Source organism: Vibrio sp. HI00D65, from assembly GCF_001635455.1.
In the GTDB taxonomy this organism is placed as follows: domain Bacteria; phylum Pseudomonadota; class Gammaproteobacteria; order Enterobacterales; family Vibrionaceae; genus Vibrio.
Window position 1 is genome coordinate 1 of the sequence record NZ_LWEH01000024.1, and the last position, 973, is coordinate 973.

Consider the following 973-nt stretch of genomic DNA (forward strand, 5'->3'; position numbering starts at 1 on the left):
ACAGCTCAGCGATCTTATGCGACTAATTTAATGACCACTGCAGGCTTATTGTGTCGCATTTATGATAGTGAATTGTTACATTAGTCGAGTTTAAGGGCCTGTTTAGGCTAGGATAATTAGCGATTACTGATTACGATTCATTTCAATCATAGCGGTGGTTGCGGGTTCTCTATTCCATTAGATTTCGAACAAGGGTTGGCATGCAAACATATACATTTCTCGCAAACACAGAGGAGCAATTAGAATCTCAACTTGCTCAGCGCGAATGGTGTGATAGCAAACAATACCTAGTTCAACTTTTCTCTACGCAATCACTTGATATGGCTCGCCAACTTGCTGATGTGGCGCTCAATCGTTTGAGCCAAGCGACGTTAATTGGTCAAAGTGCTCGTCATGTTATTTGTGATAACTGCCTTGAGAGTACTTGCACCTTAGTCATTATTAGCGAATTCAATGAAACCCGATTAACCTCCGCAGTGCAGCCTTTTACTGGCAACCCTAACCAAGATAGCCAAGATCTCGTATCTCAACTTGAGCTATCGGAAGACACCAAAACTGTTATCAGCTTGTGTGATCAGGTTGAAGGACGTGATTACCCCATTTATGGTGCTTTCGAAAATCATTCCTACGCATTACCAGTGGCTGGTGGCTTGTGCCAGGAAAATGAGTTCGGCCGCTGGGTTATGCACAATGAGCAAACTTACCAACATGCCTGCGTAGCGGCTGCCTTGACGAACCCTAATTTAAAGGTGTGGTCAGACGCTTACTCCGAGTGGAACCCTATCGGGATGAAACTACGAGTGACTCATGCGATAGGGAACCGTCTATATGCATTAAATGACAAGCCGGCGATTGAGGTATTCAAACATTACCTTGCCGATGGCAAAGATCTTCCTTTCAGCCAACTGATGAGTTTCCCGCTTTATCGCGAACTTGGTAGGAAGAAAGGGATATCAACACCACTTCGTATAAA

Annotated in this window: 1 protein-coding gene; it reads left to right on the forward strand. The window is 44.2% G+C overall.

Annotation, left to right across the window (positions count from 1 at the left end):
- Positions 1 to 200: 200 nt before the first annotated feature.
- A partial coding sequence (locus tag A3712_RS05375; RefSeq protein WP_331710844.1) for an FIST N-terminal domain-containing protein occupies positions 201 to 973 on the forward strand: 773 nt, incomplete at its 3' end.